Below are 15,035 nucleotides of genomic sequence, written 5' to 3'. Positions count from 1 at the left end.
TGGCTGGTGGGGGCTGATGGGTCACGCGGCGTGGCTGGTGGGGGAGGCGCGAGCTCAGCACGCTAGTGCGGTCCCAGGCCCGATACCAGGGAGATGTGTGACCACGAAAGGGGCGAGGAGGAACGTATCGCCGCGAACTCGTGTCACAGTTTCGTGTCCGTCGTAAGACCGGATCGCGTCAGCCCGAGCCGGGCCCCCGCCGGGCGCCGCCGTCAGCCCTTCACCGCGCCGCCCAGCGCGAACCCGCCCCCCAGCTTCCGCGAGACGAGGACGTACAGCAGGATCACCGGCGTCGAGTAGAGGATCGAGAACGCGGCCAGCTGGCCGTACACCACCGTCCCCTTGTTGCCGAAGAAGTCGTTGATGCTGACCGACGCCGGCATCTGCTCCGGCGTGAGCAGCAGCATGAAGGGGACGAAGAAGTTGCCCCACATCATGACGAACGAGAAGACCGTCACCACGGCCACGCCGGGGCCCATCAGGGGCAGCACGATCCGCAGCAGGGACTGGAAGGACGACGCGCCGTCCGTCCACGCCGCCTCCTCCAGCTCCTTCGGGACGCCGTCCATGAAGTTCTTCATCAGCCAGATGGCGAAGGGGAGTTGGGACGCGGCGAAGAAGAAGATCGTGCCCTGCATCGTGTCGATCAGGTCGACCTGCACGAACAGCGCGTACACCGGAACCATGATCGCTGTGATCGGCAGGCTCGTCGCGAACAGGATCGTCAGCATGAAGGGGCGGTTCAGGCGGGAGCGGTAGCGGGAGAGGGGGTAGGCCGCGAGGGCCGCGCAGACGACCGTGAGCAGCGTGCCGCCGCCGCAGAGCAGGAGGCTGTTGAGGAGGGGGGTGAAGGTGATCTCGGGGGTGAGGACCTGGTCGTAGTTGTCGAGGGTGAGGCTGTCGGGGAGCCGTACCCTCAGGTCCGCCTTCGGGTCGAGGGAGGAGAGGACCACCCAGGCGAGGGGGAGGATGAACGCCGCCGCGACGACCAGCAGGCCCGCGTCGGCGGCGAGGCGGTGCGACGCGCGGCGGGAACGCGGCGTACGGGCCGAACGCGGAGTGCGGGTCGAACGGGCGGCGCGGGTCGAACGCGGGTCGTGCGTGAGCGACTTGACGGGCACTCAGACCTCCGTACGGAGCAGACGCATGTAGACGACGGAGAAGAGCGAGCCGACGAGGAGCAGCAGCAGGGCCACGGCCGTGCCGTAGCCGATCATGCTCTTCTGGAAGGCCTGCTCGTACATGAAGAGCGGGAGGGTCTGGCTGTCGTTTCCCGGGCCGCCGCGCGTCATCACCCAGATCAGACCGAAGACGGAGAGCGTCTGCAGGGTGTTGAGCATGAGGTTCGTGCCGATCGAGCGGCGGATCATCGGCAGCGTGATGTGCCACATGCGGCGCCAGCCACCGGCACCGTCGACCTCCGCGGCCTCGGTGATCTCCTTGGGGATCTCGTTGAGGGCGGCGGAGTACACGAGCATCGAGAACGCCGTGCCCCGCCAGACGTTCGCGAACGACACCGCGAGGATCGGCAGGGTGAACAGCCAGTTCTGGGAGGGGAGATGGAGGAAGTCGAGGACGGCGTTCAGGGTGCCCTCGCGGCGGAAGAACGCGTAGAGGAGAAAGCCGGCGACGACCTCCGGCAGCACCCACGCCGTGACGACGATCGCGCCTGTGAGGGTGCGGACCGGCTTGGACGCGCGCTGCATGAGGGTGGCGAGGGCCAGGCCCAGCGTGTTCTGGCCGACGATCGAGGAGAGGAACGTGAAGACGAGGGTGAGCCAGACCGCGTTGAGGAACCGCTCGTCGCCGAACGCCTCGCGGAAGTTGTCGAGCCCCACGAAGCTCGACTCGGCCTGGCCGGTGAGCTGGAGGTCGGTGAAGGCGATGTACGCGCAGTAGCCGATCGGGCCCGCGAGGAACAGCGCGAGCAGGATGACGGCGGGGGAGACGGGCAGGGCCCGGAGCAGGCCGCGGCGGGCGCGGGCCCTTGGGCCGGGGGGCTCGGCGGCCGGGGGCGTGGAGCGCGGGCCCGGCGGTGACGTCTTGGCGACGCCGCCGGGGCCCGCGGACGGTGCGGGGGATGCGGTGGTCACGTGCGGGCGCTCACTCTCCGGTGCCGGCGGGCACCAATTCTTCGGTGGGTGCGGGCGCTCACTCTCCGGTGCGGGCAGGCACCGATTCTTCGGTGGGTGCGGGCGCTCACTCCTGGGTGCGGGCAGGCATCGATGCGGGCGGCGGTACCGGCGTACCCGGCGCGCTACTTCTCGATGACCTGGCCGTCCGTCGCCGAGTCGACCTCCTCGTCGTACCCGCTCGCGGCGTCCTCCACCGAGCTGTCGCCCGTCGTCACCGACTCCATCGCCTCCTGGATCGCCGTGGAGACCTTCGGGTACTCGGGGTACGCGGGCCGGTAGTACGTCGAGGCGACCAGGTCCGTGAAGAACTTGATGCCGGGCTGCGCCTTCACGTACGTGGGGTCGGCCGCGACGTCCTTGCGGACCGCGATGCCGGAGTTGGCGATGTACCACTTCTTGGCGTTCGCCTTGGTCTGCATCGTCTCGATGAACTTGAAGGCGAGGTCGGGGTTGTCGGCCTTGGCGGGGATCGCCCAGGTCCAGCCGCCGGACATGCTCACCTTGCCGGGCGCCTGCCCGTTCTGCGTCGGCATCGCGGCGAGGCCGAGCTTCTTCGACCACTCGGGCCACTCGTGGCCCGCGCCCTTGCCCCAGTCCTGCGGCAGCCACGAGCCGTCGAGGTTGATGGCCAGCTTGTCCTCGGGCAGCAGCTCGCCCCGCACACGCGTGGCGAAGTTCGGGTCGAGGGCGTCCGAGACGTCCGGGCCGAGCTTCTCGTCGTAGACGGTCTCCACGAACTTCAGGGAGTCCTTGAAGCCCTTGCTGCCCGTGACCCACTTCTTCGCCGCCGGGTCGTAGAGGGGGTCCTTGCCCGTGCCGTACGCGAGCATCTGGAAGCCCTGCATGGTGGCCGCCTCACCGGCCGGTTTGCCCGTGTACACGTTGAGCGGCGTGACGCCGGGGACCTTCTTCTTCACCGTGCGGGCCGCTGCCAGGACGTCGTCCCACGTCTTGGGCTGCCAGTCGGCAGGCAGGCCCGCCTTCTTGAAGATGCCCTTGCTGAACCAGAGGCCGCGGGTGTCCGTGCCGTCCGGCACGCCGTACGTCTTGCCGTCGGCCGCCTTCGCCGCCGTCTTGGCCGTGCCGATGAACTGGTCCCAGTCCTTCCACTTGGCCAGGTAGGTGTCGAGGGGCTTCAAGTACCCGCTGGTGATGTCCGAGTTGATGAGGAACGTGTCCTCGTAGACCAGGTCGGGGGCGGTCTTGGGGGAGCGCAGCATCTGCTGCAGCTTCGTGTAGTACTCGGAGTCCGGCGCCTTGATCGGCACCAGCTTGACCTTCTTGCCCGGGTTCTCCTTCTCGAACTGCTTCTTGATGTCCTCCAGATAGGTGTCCATGACCCTGATCTGGTTGTCCGTGGACTGCTTGAAGGAGATCTTCACGGTGTCGGGGTCGTCGCCGGAGCCGCCGCCGCACGCGGTGAGGGTGCCGGCGGCGAGCAGGGTGGAGGCGGCGAGGAGCAGTGGGGTGGTGGTGGGGCGCACGGGCACGACCTCCTACTGGCCGACGCGGCGGGGCTGCCACGTGGGTTGCCCGGTGAACGTAAGGGCGTGTTCGGAGCAAGGTCAATGCCTCTGCGGGCGCTGTGCGTTGTTGCTCGTCACCACCGTGACAACGTTGTTGTCGGGCGTACGTTGGTGAGGCCTCCGGGGTGGGAAGTGCGGAGCGCCGTGCGGGGATGTGGAGGGGTTCAGTCGTTCGGCGTAAGCCAGCGGTAGACCAGTTCGGGGCGGCCGACGTGGCCGTACTGGGGGCTGCGGGCCGCGCGGGCCGTGTCGACGAGGTGTTCCAGGTAGCGGCGGGCGGTGATGCGGGAGAGGCCCGCGGTCTGGGCGGCGGCGGTGGCGGTGAGGCCGTCGGGGGCGTCGCGCAAGGTGCGGATGACGCGTTCGAGGGTGGGGCCGCTGAGTCCCTTCGGCAGGGCGGCGGGGCCCGGCGCGCGCAGGGTGGCGAGCGCGCGGTCCACCTCGTCCTGGCCGGTGGCCTCGCCCTCCGCGGCGGCGGTGCGGAACTCCGCGTACCGGGTGAGGCGGTCGCGGAGCGTCGCGAAGGTGAACGGCTTCAGGACGTACTGGACGACGCCGAGGGAGACGCCCTCCCGGACGACCGCGAGATCCCGGGCCGACGTCACCGCGATGACGTCCGTGGGGTGACCGGCGGCACGCAGGGAGCGGGCCAGCTGGAGGCCGTGGCCGTCGGGCAGGTGCAGGTCCAGGAGGATCAGGTCGACCGGGGTGCGGTCGAGGGTGCGGCGGGCCTCGGCGGCGGAGTGGGCGGGGCGGTCGATGGCCTCGAAGCCGGGCACCCTGTTGACGTAGAGGACGTGGGCGTCGGCCGCGACGGGATCGTCCTCGACCACGAGTACGCGGATCACCGGTCGCCTCCGTCAGGGTCTCTGTCACCCGGGACCGGGCGGACAGCGGCAGCGGCCCGGCCCTCCGCGGCAGCGGGGTGGACCTCGGTCGGGTCCGGCGTCAGGGTCACCTCGAACTCCGCGCCGCCCTCCGCGGATTCTCGTACCGTCAGCGTGCCGCCGTTGCGGGTGACCGTCTGATGGACCAGGGCCAGGCCGAGGCCGCGGCCCGTCGCCGCCTTCGTCGACCAGCCGCGTTCGAAGACCGCGTCCCGCTGTGCGGGGTCGACGCCGGGCCCCGTGTCCGAGACGCGCAGCAGGAGCCCCGTCGCGTCGGCCCGCGCCGTCACCGTGACCCGCGCGGCGTGCGACCCCTGCGCCGCGTCGACCGCGTTGTCGATGAGGTTGCCGAGGACCGTCACCAGGTCACGGGCGGGCAGGGACGCCGGGAGCATGCCGTCGTCGATGCTGCTGTCGTCGGAGACGACGAGCTCCACCCCCTGCTCGTTGGCCTGCGCCGCCTTGCCGAGGAGGAGGGCGGCGAGGACGGGTTCGCTGACCGCGGCCACCACCTGGTCGGTCAGCGCCTGCGCCAGCTCCAGCTCGGCCGTGGCGAAGTCGACGGCCTCGTCCGCGCGGCCCAGCTCGATGAGGGACACCACCGTGTGGAGCCGGTTCGCCGCCTCGTGGGCCTGCGAGCGCAGCGCCCGCGTGAAGCCGCGCTCGGAGTCCAGCTCCCCGGTGAGCGCCTGCAGCTCGGTGTGGTCGCGCAGGGTCACCACCGTGCCGCGGCGCTCGCCGCCCGACACGGGGGAGGTGTTGACGACCACCACGCGGTCGGCGGTCAGATGCAGCTCGTCGACCCGCGGCTCGGCCGCGAGCAGCGCGCCCGTGAGCGGGGCGGGGAGCCCGAGCTCGGAGACGTTCCGGCCGATCACCGGCCCGCCCGCCACTCCGAGGAGCTCGCGGCCGCCGTCGTTGATGAGGGCGATGCGCCGCTGCCCGTCCAGCATCAGCAGCCCCTCGCGCACGGCGTGCAGCGCGGCCTCGTGGTAGTCGTGCATGCGGCTCAGCTCGCCGGCGTTCATGCCGTGCGTACTGCGGCGCAGGCGCGCGTTGATGACGTACGTGCCGATCCCGCCGAGCACGAGCGCCGCGGCCGCCACCCCGATCAGCGCGAGGAGCTGGCCGCGGGCCTTCGCGGTGATCTCCTCGATGGTGATGCCGGCGCTGACCAGGCCGACGATGCGCCCTTCCCCGGCGGCCGGACCGTCCCAGATGGGGGTGACGACGCGTACGGAGGGGCCCAGCGTGCCGGTGTACGTCTCCGCGAAGGTCCGGCCGAGGAGCGCGTCCGCCCGGTGGCCGAGGAAACGCTCGCCGATGCGGCGCTCGTCGGGGTGCGTCCAGCGGATGCCGCTCGGGTCCATGATCGTCACGAAGTCGACGCCCGTGTCGTGCTGCACCCGTGTCGCGTACGGCTGCAGTTCCTTCGACGGATCGCTGCCGCGGACCGCCTCCCGTACGGAGGGGGAGTCCGCGACCGCCCGCGCCGCCGCGGTCGCCTGGCGGCGGGCGCCTTCCTCGGCCTGGTGCTTGTCGCTCAGGTACGTGAAGAGCGCGCATCCGGCGACCACCGCCGTGACCAGCACGATCTGCATCGCGAAGAGCTGGCCCGCAAGGCTGCGGGGGAGCCTGCGCGGGCGGGTGGGGCGGGTGCGGGACATGGTGCCAGTCTGCCTTCTCGTACAAGTGGTCGTATAAGTGCGAACTAAATGAACGCAAGGGTGACCGCCCTCACAGGCCGGGAGATAGTCACCGGGATCCCCGGGGCGCGAGCGGTGCACCGGGATGCGAGCCCGCCACCCGGGACGGGGTGCCGGACGCGCAGGCCGTGAGCCGATCGCAGAGAACGTGAGCCGCACGTACCGAAGGCACCGGAGCAAGGCACACCGGCACACCGGCACCACCGGCACACCGGCACCACACGCACCACAGGCATCACAACGCCGACGACGTCGTTCAAGGAGGGCCCCGTGACCACCACGGCCGACCCACAAGCGCAGCCCGCCGCCAAGCGGGACCGCACGCACTACCTCTACATCGCCGTCATCGGCGCCGTGCTGCTCGGCATCGCCGTCGGCTTCATCTGGCCGGACTTCGCCAAGGAGCTGAAGCCGGTCGGCACCGGATTCGTCGACCTGATCAAGATGATGATCTCGCCGATCATCTTCTGCACGATCGTTCTCGGCGTCGGTTCCGTCCGCAAGGCCGCGAAGGTCGGCAAGGTCGGCGGTCTCGCGCTCGGCTACTTCATCGCCATGTCCGCCGTCGCGCTCGCCATCGGCCTCATCGTCGGCAACATCCTGCACCCGGGCTCGGGCATGGACATCACCGAGTCCGAGAAGGGCGCGGGCCACAAGGCGGCCGACGAGGCGGACAAGGGCCTCGTCGACTTCGTGCTCGGCATCATCCCCAAGACCTTCGTCTCCGCCTTCACCCAGGGCGAGGTGCTCCAGACCCTGCTGGTGGCGCTGCTCGTGGGCTTCGCGCTGCAGGCCATGGGCCGCTCCGGCGAGCCCGTGCTGCGCGGCATCGAGCACATCCAGAAGCTGGTCTTCCGGGTCCTCGGCATGATCATGTGGGCCGCCCCGGTCGGCGCGTTCGGCGCGATGGCCGCCGTCATCGGCGAGACGGGCCTCGACGCGCTCAAGGCGCTCGCCACGATCATGATCGGGTTCTACGTCACCTGCGTCCTGTTCATCGTCGTCGTACTCGGCACGCTGGTGCGGCTCGTGACCGGCGTCAACCTGTTCAAGCTGCTCAAGTACCTGGGCCGCGAGTTCCTGCTCATCCTCTCCACCTCGTCCTCCGAGTCCGCGCTGCCGCGGCTCATCGCGAAGATGGAGCACCTGGGAGTCAGCCGCCCCGTCGTCGGCATCACGGTCCCGACCGGCTACTCCTTCAACCTCGACGGCACGATGATCTACCTGACCATGGCCTCGCTCTTCATCGCCGACGCCATGGACCAGCCGCTCGGCATCGGCGAGCAGATCTCCCTGCTGCTCTTCATGATGATCGCGTCCAAGGGCGCGGCGGGCGTCTCCGGCTCCGGCATCGCCGTCCTCGCGAGCGGCCTCCAGTCGCACAAGCCCGCACTGGTCGACGGAGTCGGCCTGATCATCGGCGTCGACCGCTTCATGAGCGAGGCCCGCGCCCTCACCAACTTCGCGGGCAACGCGGTCGCCACGCTCCTCATCGGCACCTGGACCAAGGAGGTCGACAAGGAGCGGGTCACGGCGGTGCTGGCCGGACAACTCCCCTTCGACGAGCGTACGTTGGTGGACGACGGCCACGGGCCGTCCGCCGTCGAGGACGCCGAGCGCGGGCGCGGCACGGACACCGTGCCGGAAGCGCGGGACGACGGCAAGGAGCCGGTGAAGGTGTAGTTCACCGGCCCGGCCGTGTGAAGGGGCCCCCGAATCCCTCCTCCAAGGGGGCCGCCGGCGCCGCCCGCGACGTACGAGAGCTTCCTCCTCGTGCGCCGTGGGCGGCGCTTTTCGCTGCCCGGTACGGGGGCGTCGGCGCTGCGCTCAGTCCAGCCCCGCGATGATCTCCCGCGCCCGCTCCGAGGGAACGCCCGCCGACATGAGTGCCGTCGACGCGGCGGCGCGGCCCGCGTCCTTCGGGTCGAGGAGGCCGTCGTTCACTGCCTCCATCAGGCCGAAGAGCTGCTGTTCGTGGACGTATGCGAGAGCGGCGGGCGGCAGGGACGACGTGAAGGCGCCCTGGGCGAGGCCGAGGCGCAGGACGTTGACGCACTCGTCGCGGACCGGGGCGAGGCGCTGTCTGATGCCCTCCATCGCGACGCTGCGCTGCGCGAGGCCGACGAGCAGGCGGTAGCCGTCGGCGATTTCCCAGACGGCGACCATCGAGTGGGCGAGCGACTCGGCCGGGTCGTCCGAGCGGGCGCGTCCGGAGGCGTGGGCCGCCGCGACCGCCTCGACCGCGCCGTCGATGAGGGCGCCGACCAGGGCCTCCCGGCTGGGGAAGTGGCCGTAGACCGTCCTGCGCACGACGCCGGCCGTGCGGGCGATCTGGTCCATGGAGGCGTCCGGATCGCGCAGCAGTTCGGCGAGTGCCACCTCCAGGATGCGGCGGCGGTTGGCGTCGGCTCGGCTCATGGGCTCCATTGTGCACGCGCGTTCAGGAGGGTCCAGGAGGAGAGTTCCCGCCCGTTTTGCACAGCCCTGTGCAGTGGCGTAAGTTGCACACTCGTGTGTAATTGCACAGTGCTGTGCAAGGTCACCGGACAAGTACGTATAAGAACCATGGAAGGGTGAGGCTTCGGTGGCTCTACTCATGAACCGACCGGTCGAGGAGATGAAGCAGCCGTACGCGCGCCGCTGGTGGGCGCTGCTCGTGCTCTGCCTGAGTCTCCTGATCATCGTGATGGCGAACACGGCACTGACCGTCGCCGCCCCCGACATGACCAAGGACCTCGGGCTCTCCAGCTCCGACCTGCAGTGGGTCATCGACGGCTACACCGTCCCGTACGCCGCGCTGATGCTGCTGCTCGGCGCGATCGGCGACAAGTACAGCCGCCGCGGCGCACTCGTGCTCGGCCTCGTCGTCTTCGGCGCCGGATCGGTCGCGGGCTCGCTCGTCGACAGCTCGGGCGGCGTCATCGCGGCCCGCGCGGTGATGGGCTTCGGCGCGGCGATGATCATGCCCGCCACCCTCTCGCTGCTCGCCGCGACCTTCCCGCGCGCGGAGCGGGCCAAGGCGATCGTGCTGTGGACCGCCACGGCCGGTCTCGCGATCGCGGCCGGGCCGCTCGTCGCGGGCGCGCTCCTCGAGGACCACGGCTGGGCGTCGACCTTCCTGATCAACGTGCCGATCGCCGCGATCGCCATCGTCGGCGCGCTGCTCCTCGTACCGCCGTCCAAGGCGGGCCACTCGAACCGCATCGACTACGTCGGCGGTCTGCTCTCGGTCATCTGGACCGGCGCGCTCGTCTACATGATCATCCAGGGTCCGCACTTCGGCTGGGACGCCAAGGCGATCTCGGCGGCCGTCGTCGCGGGCGTGGGCCTGGTGGCGTTCGTCGGCTGGGAGCTCCGCCACCCGCACCCCATCCTGAACGTCCGCCGCTTCCTCGACCGCCGCTTCTCCGGCTCGAACCTCGCGGTCGCGCTGTTCTTCCTCGCGGTCTTCGGCGCGTTCTACTACCTCACGCAGCACCTGCAGTTCGTCCTCGGCTACAACCCGCTGGAGACGGGCGTGCGCATGCTGCCGCTCGCGGGCGCGGTCTTCGTCGGCTCGGCGCTCACGGGCTATCTGACCCCGCGCATCGGCATGAAGATCACGGTGTCGGCGGGCATGGTCGCGGGCACGGTGGCGCTCGCGCTCCTGACGCGCGTCGACGCCTCGTCCTCGTACGGTGACTTCGTCGCCCCGCTGATCATCCTGGGCCTCGCCATCGGCCTCGCCCTCTCGCCCTGCACCGACGCCATCATGGGCGCGTTCCCCGAGTCCGAACTCGGCGTCGGCGGCGCGGTCAACGACACGTCCCTGGAGCTCGGCGGCTCGCTCGGCATCGCCATCCTCGGCTCGGTCCTCGCCAGTTCGTACTCCTCGAAGCTGAGCGACGCGGCGGCCGCCTCCGGCACGAAGCTGCCCGACGGCACGCTGGAGACCGCGCAGGACTCCGTCGGCGCGGGCTACGCGGTCGCCCAGGGCATCGGCGACAAGGCGCACGAAGTCGCCGGGCAGGCCGCGAAGGCGACCTCGCCGGAGCAGGCCGCCCAGCTGAAGGGCCAGGCCGAGCAGCTCGCGCAGGGCGCTCACAAGATGGCGGACTCGGTCGGCTCCGCGTTCTCGGATTCCGTGGCGCACACGAGCCTCGTGGGTGCGGTGATCCTCGGTGTCGGCACGGTCCTCGTGGCGGCGCTGCTGCCGAGGAAGTCCGCCTCGACCGCGGATGCGGCCGTAGCGGAGGGCGCCGACGCGGACGAGGGCGTACGGGAGCGGGAGCCCCAGCGGTAATTGCACGCAGGTTTCAGCGGTAGCGGCGCCGGGGGGCGCCGCTACCGCTATTCGTGCGCTCGGATGCCGATGAGCCGGACGCGGTCGCCGCACAATCGGGTCATGTCGTCGACATCGGACGTCAGCATGGCCACCGGACCCGGCTGGCGCAGCGCCAGCTCGGCCACGGTCGCGTCGATCGCGTACTTGTGGCCGTGCAGCCCTGCGGCCTTGAGCAGTTCCGCGGACGCTTTCGCGGCGCCCTCGGTCACCGGCTCGACCTTGACGCGAGAGAGCGCCCAGTGGAGTCGAGGCATGTCCAACCGCGCGTGGCCGACTTCCACGATGGTGTTGGCGCCGACGACGAAATCGGCGCCCATGGCGTGGAAGACCTGGAACATCGCGAGGATCTTGCGGTCCTGAGCGATCCAGGCGGAGAGCCCCTCGGAGTCCAGGACAACGGTCTCGACGTGCTTGATCACGCCGCGCTCGCCGAGCCGTCGGCGTCCGCCGTGCCGAAGATGCGGCCGCGGGCCTCGGCCAGCTCCTCCTCGGTGAACGCCCCGAGCTCTTCCTGGTGATGCCGCAGGTCGGCGCCGAGCAGCTGGTGCCGCAGCTGACGTGCCACTGCCTCGGCGACGTATCCGGAGACGTTGTCGGTGAGCTTCCGCAGTTCGGCGACCTGATCGGTCGGCAGTGTCACCGTGATGCGTGTCGTGTCGGCCATGCTCCGAGCATACTGCGGTATGCGCGCCCTCGGGCAGTTCTGGAGGAGGGTGCTCCAGGAATGGCTGGGCCGAAACCCGAGGCCGCCGAACCCGGTTCCCCTCAACCGTTGACACCACTCCATCTGAAGTACTACGTTCTGACCACTTCACTCGTAGTGCAACAGTCGACGTGGCTCGCCGCCACGGCCAAGGCCAAGGAGCCCGTATGCGAAAGCTCGTCTACTTCATCGCCGTCAGCCTCGACGGATTCATCGCAGGACCCGACGGCGCCGACCCCACGGGCCCCGACGGCTTCTGGCCGGTCGCCCAGGACTACGTGCAGCACCTGTCCGAGACGTACCCCGAGACGTTGCCCGCCCCCGCCAGGGAGGCCTTCGGCATCACCGGCGAGGGGGCCCACTTCGACACCGTCCTCGAAGGCCGCAGGACCTACGCGATCGGCCTGGACGCCGGACTGACCAACGCCTACCCCCACCTCCGCCACTACGTGTTCAGCCGCACCCTCACCGAGAGCCCCGACCCGGGCGTCGAGCTGGTTGCCACCGACCCGGTCGAGAAGGTGCGGGAGCTCAAGAAGGAGGACGGCAAGGACATCTGGCTGTGCGGCGGCGGCGAACTCGCCGGAGTGCTGCGCGGCGAGATCGACCGGCTCGTCGTCAAGATCGGCCCCCTGACGCTGGGTTCGGGCACGCCTCTGTTCGCGCAGAAGACCGCGTTCGACCCGGTGGTGTACGAGCGCAGCGACGCCGTGCTCCTCGACAGCGGCACGATCTTCGTGACGTACGACAAGAAGGCCTAGCTTCGTGACGTACGACAGGAAGGCCTAGCTTCGTGTCGTACGACAGGAAGGCCTAGCTTCGTGTCGTACGACAGGAAGGCCTAGGCGGCGCCGAGTACGTGGCCCGCACCCGCCGCCGCCCCCAGCAGCACCTCCACCAACTCGTCGGGGACCGAGAGCATCGGCCAGTGACCCGTCGCCATGTCGAAGAACGTGGCGCGCGGGTCGGCCAGGTGCTGGACCAGCGGCAGGCCCGACGCGACCAGGGACTCCAGCGACGCGATGTCCATCGAGCCGCCGGTCGTGCAGAAGATCCCGGTGGTCGGGAGCGCGGCCACGGCCTTCGAGACGCGGAGCTTCTGGGCGTACGGGCCCGCCGGCGCCGGGGAGGCGAGGCGCGCGAGCCGGGCCAGCCCGTCGTCGGACACCCCCGCCAGGTTCCCGTGCTCCCGCCACTCCTCCGGTGACGGCGCCGGGATCCGCCAGCCGTCCTCCGCCCGCTCCTGCTGGGACAGCGTCCGGTCCCTGGCCGGGCCGTCCGGCATCTGCTCGCGCACCTGGTCGATCATGGAGTAGCCGTCCTGCGGCATGGGGGAGTCCAGGTACACCAGCCGTGCGATGCGGTCCGCGCGGCGGTCGGCGGCGCCCACGGACGGGTAGATGCCGTAGCAGTAGCCGACGAGGACCACCTCGGGCGCGTCGATGTGGTCGATCAGCTGCGTGACGTCCTCGATGTGCGTGTCGAGGTCGACCCCCGGCCCTGCCAGATGACGGCGGTCGCCCAGACCCGTGAGCGTCGCCGCATGCACGTCCGCGCCCGCCGCCCGCAGCCCCGCGGCCACCTCCCGCCACAGCCAGCCACCCGTGTACCCGCCCGACACCAGCACGAACGTCGCGGTCATGGTTCCTCCTCGTACGGTCACAGCGGGCGCGGGACCGCCCCGCGCCCGCCGGTACGGTAGGAACTCCCCCTGAGGGAGGTTCAAGCCGTGACGCCCGAAGACAAGCAGCACGACGACCTGTGGAGCATCGGACAGCTCGCCGAACGAGCCGGCGTCACCGTCAAGACCGTCCGCTTCTACTCCGACCGCGGCCTGCTCCCCGAAGCCGCCCGCAGCGGCGGCGGCCACCGGCGCTACGGCCCCGACGCCCTCGACCGGCTCCGCCTCATCCGCTCCCTGCGCACACTCGACCTCCCCGTCCCCGACGTGAGCCGTGTCCTGGGCCATGAGGGCCATGCGGACCAGGAGGGCGTGCTGGAGGACGTCATCGCCGGGCAGTTGAAGGACGTCGGGTCCCGGCTCACCGCGCTGCGCTGGCGTGAGGCGGCGCTGCAACTCCTCACCGACTGCACGGTCGAGGAGCGTGCCGAACGGCTCCGCCTCGTGGGCGCCGTGACCACGCCGCCCGGGACCGCCGCGCTCGCCCGGTTCTGGCGGTGCTGGCTGCCCGCGCGGCTGCCGTCCCGGGTGGTCGCGGCCGTCGTCGACCGGGCCGTGCCCGTACCGCCCGACGCCCCGACCCCAGCCCAAGTCCTCGCCTTCGCACGGTTGCAGGACTTCGTCACCGCGCCCTGCTTCGTCTCGGGGCCCCGGGCGGGCACGGATTACGGTCAGCCCGAGGTGCACTCGTCCGGCAAGGGGTACCGGCCCGCCGTGCTCTACGAAGGGCTGCCCGAGGCCTTCGAGCTGGCCGCGCCGGACGTGCGGGCGGGCCGCGCCCCGCGCGAGGGCGAGGCCCTGGACTGCTTCGTCGCCGTCCACGCCGCGGCGCTGGGCCGCCGCGACACCCCGGACTTCCGCCGCACGCTGCACCGGATGCTCGCGGCGGAACCCCGCATCGACCGCTACTGGCAGCTGGCGGCCGAGGTGGCGACCGCGCCCGCCGGGTCCCCGCAGCCGACCCCGGGCAGCACCGACAACTGGCTCCGCGCCGCGCTGAGTTCGTACGGTACGGAGGACACCTACGGTCGTGTCCACACCCCCACGTAGTCCACCAGCATCGCGTGCCCGGGCCGTGTCGCCGCCGTCGGTGTCGCCCGGCCCGCGACGCCGTCCGGGAAGCCGCCGCCCATCGCCACGTTCAGGAGGATGAAGTAGCCCTGGTGGGACGTCATGTCGTTCCACGTCTTCGTGGAGAAGCGGTTCTGGCTCAGGGTGTGGAACTGCTGCCCGTCGACGTACCAGCGCAGCTGGTTGGGGGTCACCGAGCGGTCCCACTCGAAGCGGTACGTGTGGAACGCCGACTGGCAGGCCGCGCCGGGGCAGGCGCGGCTCGCGCCGAGGCCCTGGGTCTCGTTGCAGTCCCCGCCCGGGTTCACGCCGCAGTGCAGCACGCCCCAGACGGCGTTGATGCCGTTCACGTTCTCCATGACGTCGAACTCGCCTATGGAGGGCCAGTTCTGGTAGTTGCCCTTGTAGGGGGAGCCGAGGGCCCAGAACGCGGGCCAGTAGCCGAGCGCCGCGTCACCCGTGACGTCCGGCATCCGGATGCGGCCCTCGATGGCCAGCGTGCCGCCCGCCGGCGCCTTGAAGTTGCTGCGCTTCGTCTCGATCCGCGCCGACGTCCACTTGCCCGAGGCGTTCTTGCGCGGTGTGATCCGCAGGTTGCCCGTCCCGTCGAGGCTCAGGTTGTCACGGGAGTTCGTGTACTCCTGGATCTCACCGGTACCCCAATTGCCCGGCCCGCCCGGGTAGTTGTGTCCGAGATCGACCTGCCAGTCCTTGGCGGAGGGACCGCTGCCCGCCGCGCCGTTGAAGTCGTCGCTCCATTTCAGGGACCAGCCGGGCCGGGGCGGCGGCACGTCACCGCTCGCCGTGCCGGGCAGCAGCAGCGCGCCGAGCAGGCCCGCGGTCGCGAGTGCGGCCAGGACGGGGGTTCTGTGGGGCATCGGCATCGTGCACCTCCGTGGGGGTGGGCGACAGCGCTGGGTCCAACGCTGTCTGAGAGCGCTCTCAGAACCGTGCTGCTGGTTTTGTAGTTGTGGCCGGGCGGCCCGTCAATGGGTGGGTTGC

At 70.6% G+C, this 15,035-nt stretch carries 13 protein-coding genes and 1 pseudogene; 4 read left to right on the top strand and 10 right to left on the bottom strand.

Annotated elements, in window-relative coordinates; translation table 11 throughout:
* Positions 1–212: 212 nt before the first annotated feature.
* The 5 genes from DEJ48_RS12000 to DEJ48_RS11980 form a co-directional block, all read right to left on the bottom strand.
* A complete protein-coding gene (locus DEJ48_RS12000; protein WP_223832461.1) occupies positions 213–995 on the bottom strand; it encodes a carbohydrate ABC transporter permease in 783 nt (260 codons plus the stop codon).
* A 126-nt stretch (positions 996–1,121) separates the two neighbouring features.
* Positions 1,122–1,967: a carbohydrate ABC transporter permease gene (locus tag DEJ48_RS11995; protein WP_223832460.1), complete on the bottom strand. Its 846-nt coding sequence runs from the start codon at positions 1,965–1,967 to the stop codon at positions 1,122–1,124.
* Positions 1,968–2,257: 290 nt separating this feature from the next.
* Positions 2,258–3,625 carry an extracellular solute-binding protein gene (locus DEJ48_RS11990; RefSeq protein WP_190537351.1) on the bottom strand — a complete coding sequence of 456 codons (1,368 nt, stop codon included), beginning with the start codon at positions 3,623–3,625 and terminating at the stop codon, positions 2,258–2,260.
* Positions 3,626–3,825: 200 nt separating this feature from the next.
* Positions 3,826–4,509, bottom strand: a complete 684-nt coding sequence (locus DEJ48_RS11985) for a response regulator (protein ID WP_150216119.1) — start codon at positions 4,507–4,509, stop codon at positions 3,826–3,828.
* Entirely contained in the window at positions 4,506–6,215 is a 1,710-nt protein-coding gene (locus tag DEJ48_RS11980) for a sensor histidine kinase (protein ID WP_223832006.1), read from the bottom strand. The genes DEJ48_RS11985 and DEJ48_RS11980 overlap by 4 nt, the downstream gene beginning before the upstream one ends.
* A 309-nt stretch (positions 6,216–6,524) precedes the next feature.
* Between DEJ48_RS11980 and DEJ48_RS11975 the strand changes: the two genes are divergently transcribed.
* Complete coding sequence (locus DEJ48_RS11975) at positions 6,525–7,937, top strand: cation:dicarboxylate symporter family transporter (RefSeq protein WP_150216118.1); 1,413 nt, start codon at positions 6,525–6,527, stop codon at positions 7,935–7,937.
* A gap of 144 nt (positions 7,938–8,081) precedes the next feature.
* On the opposite strand, the gene DEJ48_RS11970 is transcribed toward DEJ48_RS11975, so the two are convergent.
* The gene (locus DEJ48_RS11970; RefSeq protein WP_150216117.1) at positions 8,082–8,681 is read right to left on the bottom strand and encodes a TetR/AcrR family transcriptional regulator; all 600 of its coding nucleotides are present in this window, start codon (positions 8,679–8,681) and stop codon (positions 8,082–8,084) included.
* 169 nt (positions 8,682–8,850) lie between these two features.
* Between DEJ48_RS11970 and DEJ48_RS11965 the strand changes: the two genes are divergently transcribed.
* On the top strand, positions 8,851–10,536 hold the full coding sequence (locus DEJ48_RS11965; protein ID WP_150216116.1) for an MFS transporter: 1,686 nt from the start codon (positions 8,851–8,853) through the stop codon (positions 10,534–10,536).
* A 47-nt stretch (positions 10,537–10,583) separates the two neighbouring features.
* Here DEJ48_RS11965 and DEJ48_RS11960 read toward each other — a convergent pair whose 3' ends face one another.
* Together DEJ48_RS11960 and DEJ48_RS11955 are read right to left on the bottom strand one after the other, a co-directional pair.
* Complete coding sequence (locus DEJ48_RS11960) at positions 10,584–10,997, bottom strand: DNA-binding protein (RefSeq protein ID WP_150216115.1); 414 nt, start codon at positions 10,995–10,997, stop codon at positions 10,584–10,586.
* Entirely contained in the window at positions 10,994–11,242 is a 249-nt protein-coding gene (locus DEJ48_RS11955) for a type II toxin-antitoxin system CcdA family antitoxin (RefSeq protein ID WP_150216114.1), read from the bottom strand. Before DEJ48_RS11955 ends, DEJ48_RS11960 begins: the two co-directional genes overlap by 4 nt.
* 206 nt (positions 11,243–11,448) lie before the next feature.
* Here DEJ48_RS11955 and DEJ48_RS11950 point away from each other — a divergent pair, with 206 nt between their 5' ends.
* Positions 11,449–12,042 carry a dihydrofolate reductase family protein gene (locus DEJ48_RS11950; protein WP_150216113.1) on the top strand — a complete coding sequence of 198 codons (594 nt, stop codon included), beginning with the start codon at positions 11,449–11,451 and terminating at the stop codon, positions 12,040–12,042.
* An 80-nt stretch (positions 12,043–12,122) separates the two neighbouring features.
* On the opposite strand, the gene DEJ48_RS11945 is transcribed toward DEJ48_RS11950, so the two are convergent.
* Positions 12,123–12,923, bottom strand: a complete 801-nt coding sequence (locus DEJ48_RS11945) for an alpha/beta fold hydrolase (protein ID WP_150216112.1) — start codon at positions 12,921–12,923, stop codon at positions 12,123–12,125.
* A gap of 87 nt (positions 12,924–13,010) precedes the next feature.
* On the opposite strand from DEJ48_RS11945, the gene DEJ48_RS11940 reads away from it, so the two are divergent.
* The gene (locus DEJ48_RS11940) at positions 13,011–14,012 is read left to right on the top strand and encodes a MerR family transcriptional regulator (protein WP_223832004.1); all 1,002 of its coding nucleotides are present in this window, start codon (positions 13,011–13,013) and stop codon (positions 14,010–14,012) included.
* Here DEJ48_RS11940 and DEJ48_RS11935 read toward each other — a convergent pair.
* Positions 13,991–14,917: pseudogene (locus tag DEJ48_RS11935) on the bottom strand (glycoside hydrolase family 16 protein); the annotation flags it as partial. The gene DEJ48_RS11940 and the pseudogene DEJ48_RS11935 overlap by 22 nt on opposite strands.
* Positions 14,918–15,035: the final 118 nt, after the last annotated feature.

The organism is Streptomyces venezuelae (assembly GCF_008642315.1).
GTDB classification, from domain to species: domain Bacteria; phylum Actinomycetota; class Actinomycetes; order Streptomycetales; family Streptomycetaceae; genus Streptomyces; species Streptomyces venezuelae_D.
The sequence above is the reverse complement of the archived record's forward strand: the minus strand, read 5'-3'. Positions and strand labels throughout refer to the sequence as shown.

Bases quoted from the DNA above. Each gene is read 5' to 3' on its own strand.
- DEJ48_RS11965 (WP_150216116.1), top strand. From the start codon at position 8,851: ATGAACCGACCGGTCGAGGAGATGAAGCAGCCGTACGCGCGCCGCTGG.
- DEJ48_RS11980 (WP_223832006.1), bottom strand. From the start codon at position 6,215: ATGTCCCGCACCCGCCCCACCCGCCCGCGCAGGCTCCCCCGCAGCCTT.
- DEJ48_RS11950 (WP_150216113.1), top strand. From the start codon at position 11,449: ATGCGAAAGCTCGTCTACTTCATCGCCGTCAGCCTCGACGGATTCATC.
- DEJ48_RS11955 (WP_150216114.1), bottom strand. From the start codon at position 11,242: ATGGCCGACACGACACGCATCACGGTGACACTGCCGACCGATCAGGTC.
- DEJ48_RS11970 (WP_150216117.1), bottom strand. From the start codon at position 8,681: ATGGAGCCCATGAGCCGAGCCGACGCCAACCGCCGCCGCATCCTGGAG.
- DEJ48_RS11945 (WP_150216112.1), bottom strand. From the start codon at position 12,923: ATGACCGCGACGTTCGTGCTGGTGTCGGGCGGGTACACGGGTGGCTGG.